The 5,435-nt window shown below is 48.1% G+C and carries 5 protein-coding genes; all 5 read right to left on the minus strand.

What is annotated here, in order from left to right; all coding sequences use genetic code 11:
- Positions 1–1,110, minus strand: a 1,110-nt coding sequence (locus tag J1778_RS00230; protein WP_217171503.1) for a DUF3396 domain-containing protein, incomplete at its 3' end; no start/stop codon positions are given.
- 42 nt (positions 1,111–1,152) lie between these two features.
- On the minus strand, positions 1,153–2,352 hold the full coding sequence (locus J1778_RS00235) for a DUF3396 domain-containing protein (RefSeq protein ID WP_217171504.1): 1,200 nt from the start codon (positions 2,350–2,352) through the stop codon (positions 1,153–1,155).
- Positions 2,353–2,394: 42 nt separating this feature from the next.
- Positions 2,395–3,594, minus strand: coding sequence for a DUF3396 domain-containing protein (locus J1778_RS00240; RefSeq protein WP_217171505.1), 1,200 nt, complete (start codon positions 3,592–3,594; stop codon positions 2,395–2,397).
- Positions 3,595–3,607: 13 nt separating this feature from the next.
- Positions 3,608–4,870: a VRR-NUC domain-containing protein gene (locus J1778_RS00245; RefSeq protein ID WP_217171506.1), complete on the minus strand. Its 1,263-nt coding sequence runs from the start codon at positions 4,868–4,870 to the stop codon at positions 3,608–3,610.
- Positions 4,867–5,435: DUF2345 domain-containing protein (locus J1778_RS00250; RefSeq protein WP_217171507.1), on the minus strand; the 569-nt coding region annotated here is incomplete at its 5' end. The genes J1778_RS00250 and J1778_RS00245, both read right to left, overlap by 4 nt.

Below are 5,435 nucleotides of genomic sequence, written 5' to 3' on the forward strand. Positions count from 1 at the left end.
CAAGGTTTGTCCTTGTTTAACATGAACATAACGCAAACTGCCGCCGATAAAGGTGCCCCAGCGGCCAGTGTGCGGGCTGGTTTCGCCGCTGTACGCGGTAATGCGGGTGGGTTCAGCATGTTCGTCCGGCAATAATTCCGGGATGGGTAATTTATCGCTCGCTTCGTCAAAGCGCGCATACCATTTGGCGGTAGATGCATTATTAAATTGATGATTATCTTCCATAGAATAAAAATGCAGGGAACGCTCTTTCTGCAGACGAATGGGTTTTATAATCTGATTCACTTTAACTAATAATGGCGGTAATTCCTCAGAATTGATCTCGCCTAATGCGGGCGGCTTTTCACCTGCTTTTATAATTAAACCGTTATTGTAGGTTAACAAGCTTATTTCTGGCGTGTCTGCCACCCTTCTTTTCACTTGACTCTCACCGCCCAGTTTTTCCAGCCATGGAGTCCCTATTATATTGTACCAACAAGCTCCTTTAGCTCCACGAACAGAATGACCACCTTCAAGCGTACCAATCGAATCCACCATGACACCGGGGAATCGTTGAGCCAATGAATACTCATAAGGGAACATGCGATGAAATTCCTCAGGAAGGGAGAATGAAATTCCTGCGTAACCGCTTTCAACTTCGAATTCATTACAAAGCCATAACACCCATGTATGGTAACGTTGTACACCGTCAGGCTCTTTTAGTAATTTTATGGGGAAGGTTAATTTAATTACTGAACGGCTATTTTCATTTTGGTATATCCGGTCTCCCATGATAAGAATATCGAAATCTGGCGCCAGAAAGTCCTCATTGGCGCTAGTCAAATACCATGAAAAATTTTCTTCCTGGGAAGAACCAATAATCTCCTGCTTTTTTTGGGCATAATTTTTATCGGTTATCCCGACCCAGCGGCCGTTCATTTGTTTTTTGAGATGAGTATGGAACTCATTATAAAAACGATCAACACAGCCGACCATTTTTTGACGCACTTCGGGTGTATGCCCATTGCGAAAAAATACCGTAATGATCAGTCCCAGCCCCACCGCCGGGCGTCCGTCCTGATAATTGACGGTGGCATCTGCCAGCCAGCGTTCGATGTAATTTAAGTCCATTTTAGTTTCCTTATTGCCTTGTACAGACGGTATCGTTACCTGCTACGCTTTCAGCACGCTGCCCTTATCATCCCGCTCCAGCAGTGACCATAGCGCACGATGAAACTTGCCTTTTTTATCTTCATATTCCGGCAAGGTTTGTCCTTGTTTAACATGAACATAACGCAAACTGCCGTCGATAAAGGTGCCCCAGCGGCCAGTGTGCGGGCTGGTTTCGCCGCTGTACGCGGTAATGCGGGTGGGTTCAGCATGTTCGTCCGGCAATAATTCCGGGATGGGTAATTTATCGCTCGCTTCGTCAAAGCGGGCATACCATTTGGCGGTAGATGCATTATCAAATTGATGATTATCTTCCATGGAATAAAAATGCAGGGAACGCTCTTTCTGCAGACGAATGGGTCTTATAACCTGATTCACTTTAACTAATAATGGCGGTAATTCCTCAGAATTAATCTCACCTAATGCGGGCGGCTTTTCACCCGATTTTATAATCAAACCGTTATTGTAGGTTAACAAGCTTATTTCTGGCGTGTCTGCCACCATTTTTTTCACTTGACTCTCACCGCCAAGTTTTTCCAGCCATGGAATCCCTATTATATTGTACCAACAGGCACCTTTAATGCCCTTAATCGCATGTAACCCCTCAAGTACACCAATCGAATCTACCATGACGCTGGGGAATCGTTGTGCCAGTGAATACTCATAAGGGAACATGCGATGGAACTCCTGAGGAAGGGAGAAAGATATTCCTGCATACCCGCTTTCAACCTCGAATTCGTTACAAAGCCAGAGCAGCCAGTGTTGATAGCGCTTTGGGCCATCCTCTTCATTTAAAAGACTCAATGGAAAGGTTAGTTTGATAACAGAACGATTATTGTCATTATGAAAAATACGTTTACCCATAATTGATATCGCGTAGTCAGGAGCGAGGTAATCTTCCGTGGAACTTGTCAGATACCAGTCGAAAATTTCCTCTGGTGAAGAGTCAATAATCTCCTGTCTCTTTTTGCCATAGTTTTTCTCAGTTATTCCAACCCAGCGACCATTTATTTGTTTTTTCAAAAAAACACCAAACTCTTTATAAAAGCGGTCAACACATCCGACCATTTTTTGACGCACTTCAGGTGTATGCCCATTGCGAAAAAATACCGTAATGATCAGTCCCAGCCCCACCGCCGGGCGTCCGTCCTGATAATTGACGGTGGCATCTGCCAGCCAGCGTTCGATATAATTTAAGTCCATTTTAGTTTCCTTATTGCCTTGTACAGACGGTATCGTTACCTGCTACGCTTTCAGCACGCTGCCCTTATCATCCCGCTCCAGCAGTGACCATAGCGCACGATGAAACTTGCCTTTTTTATCTTCATATTCCGGCAAGGTTTGTCCTTGTTTAACATGAACATAACGCAAACTGCCGTCGATAAAGGTGCCCCAGCGGCCAGTGTGCGGGCTGGTTTCGCCGCTGTACGCGGTAATGCGGGTGGGTTCAGCATGTTCGTCCAGCAATAATTCCGGGATGGGTAATTTATCGCTCGCTTCGTCAAAGCGCGCATACCATTTCATGGAGGATTCTTTATTAAACTGATGGTTATCCTCCATTGAATAGAAGTGCAGACTGTTATGACCATCCTGACGTATCGGGCGGATAATTTGATTCACCTTGACTAAAAGTGACGGTAAGCCTTCGTCATTAATTTCCCCGAGTCCCGGAGGCTGTTGACCGGCTTGTAAAATCAGCCCCTGATTGTAGGACAAGATAGCGATTTCAGGGGTGTCTGTTACCATTCTGTTAACAAAAGATACCCCTCCCAGCTTTTCAACCCACCTATTCCCCAGGATGGTATACCAGCAAGCTCCTTTAATACCTTCAACTGCATCTCCGCCTTCAAGCATACCAATCGAATCTACCATGACACCGGAGAATCGTTGTGCCAGGGAATACTCATAAGGGAACATGCGATGGAACTCCTCAGGAAGGGAGAAAGATATTCCTGCATACCCGCTTTCAACCTCGAATTCATTACAAAGCCAGAGCAGCCAGTCTTGGTAGCGCTTTGAGCCATCCTCTTCATTTAAAAGACTTAATGGAAAGGTTAGTTTGATAACAGAACGATTATTGTCATTATGAAAAATACGTTTACCCATAATTGATATCGCGTAGTCAGGAGCGAGGTAATCTTCCGTGGAACTTGTCAGATACCAGTCGAAAATTTCCTCTGGAGAAGAGTCAATAATCTCCTGTCTCTTTTTGGCATAGTTTTTCTCAGTTATTCCAACCCAGCGACCATTCATTTGCTTTTTCAATAAATCGCCAAATTCTTTATAAAAGCGGTCAACACAGCCGACCATTTTTTGACGCACTTCAGGTGTATGTCCATTGCGAAAAAATACCGTAATGATCAGTCCCAGCCCAACTGCAGGGCGGCCATCCTGATAATTGACGGTGGCATCTGCCAGCCAGCGTTCGATATAATTTAAGTCCATTTTAGTTTCCTTATTATTGTGCTGCGACCGCTGCGGTGCCGGCACCCACGGCCAGTACGGTAGCCACCGATTCCCATGCCATAATGGCCAACCGGACAATCAGTAAAAATGCCGCTACCAGGGCTTCCGGTATGCCTAACGTTACCACCACCGCACCGATGCCAATGGCAACCAAAATCACCCCCACCGTTTTAGCAACGCTGGTCAGCACCTGTACCCAGTCAATTTGTTTCAGGGTTTCCAGCGTCAGGTCAGTGGCTTTTTGAATGCCCGCCCAGGCGGCTCTGAGTTGTTCATCCGTCCAGAAGGAAATTTTTTTCCCTGTTTTACTTACCCACTGCCAGGTGCCCTCAGCCCGGATGTGAAGCCATGTGCCGCTGTCATTCAGCCAGCCGCCGGTGTATCTGAATATGGCCTGCACCTCCGCCGATAACGCGTCCCATCCTTCGGCAATGCCGTCCACCATGCCTTCACTCAGGTCAGCCACCATACCTTCCGCCGCATGTGTCCAGGGTTCAATGCGTGCAGGCTGCGGAGTGCCCGGCGGGCGGGGCAGGAAGATGGGAGGATAAAAGAACATGGGCCAGTACTTACTGATGGCTTTACCTGCCACATTAAAGACGTGGTCGGCTTGTTTACCTTCATCAGGGCGACAATCGTGAATTTCTAAAATTGTAAATCGTTCCCTGTCCATGCCAACTATCAACATGTAGTCTTCATACTGTCCGCTCCCAAATTTATCCTCAGGGAACTTCACCTCTACCAACCGCTCCAGATTATCCGCATGCATAATGCCTTCACTGTCCGGTCCCGCCAGCCCCGGCCAGCGGTCCTGTTTATTTTTGACAATAATGATATCCGGGCGGCGGTAAATGCCCTTACCTGCTTCAGGGAACGGGTTGAGGGTATGGCGCCTTTGCTCTTTCTCCGCTTTCAGCAGTGTGCTGCTCAGATAAGGTCTGGGTGGCGTGGTGCGGATATCAAACGGGACTTCCGCTTTGTAATACCAGTGGTAGTTGCGGGCAATCTCATCTATGCGGATAAGGCCGCTCATCATCAGTTGTTTCAGGCTGATGTTATACAGGCGGCCATTACGGCGGGTCGCGGCGGTCAGCCGGGGAAAGCGCATGGCGTATTCGACTTTCAGATGCAGATACTGGCGGCTTTGTTCATTGGGTAAACGTGCCTGCTTCTCCTGCATATCAACCGTGGTGGTTGTGCATTCATAAGGTGCGTTGCCACCGGACGGGGTTTCAGGTGCCTGGGGTATATTCATTGTGCTTCCTCCCTGAGTTCGGTTTCCATTTCCAGCGGATCAACCTGACCGATGTAGTAGAGTGTTTCGGTTTGTTGTGGTTTTTGTGTCACGACGTGCAGTTCTACCTCTTCCTGTTTTGAAGAGTAGAACGGCATCGTTTTCCCTTCCCGGTCGGTATAGCCCGTCAGCTTTTTACCCTGCGCACTTTGCAGGCGATAGGGGATGTTGACCAGCGGATCGCCTTCCTTATCCACCAACTGATAGAGCGCCGAATAGGTAAAACCCAGTCTCATATCGGGCATTTTCAGCCGCACCGGATTCGCCACCGTCAGCACCGTGTGCGGCGTTTTCCTGAAATATTCACCGGCCGTGCCGTACTCAATTTTGCCGTCCTGCAGGATGAGGTAGCTGCCGCCGCCTATCAGCGTGATGCGCTTTTTCGCGCTGAACAGGATGTCGCCGTCCACCGCCGTGATGCTCACTTTTTTGCCCGCCGCAAGCGCCAGCCGGTTGTTCTGCGCCTGAACGTCGACCCTGCCTTCGCTGGCCTTCAGGCTCATCTCACCCTTCAGCGCAAAGAGGC

It is taken from the genome of Rahnella bonaserana (assembly GCF_019049675.1).
In the GTDB taxonomy this organism is placed as follows: Bacteria; Pseudomonadota; Gammaproteobacteria; order Enterobacterales; family Enterobacteriaceae; genus Rahnella; species Rahnella bonaserana.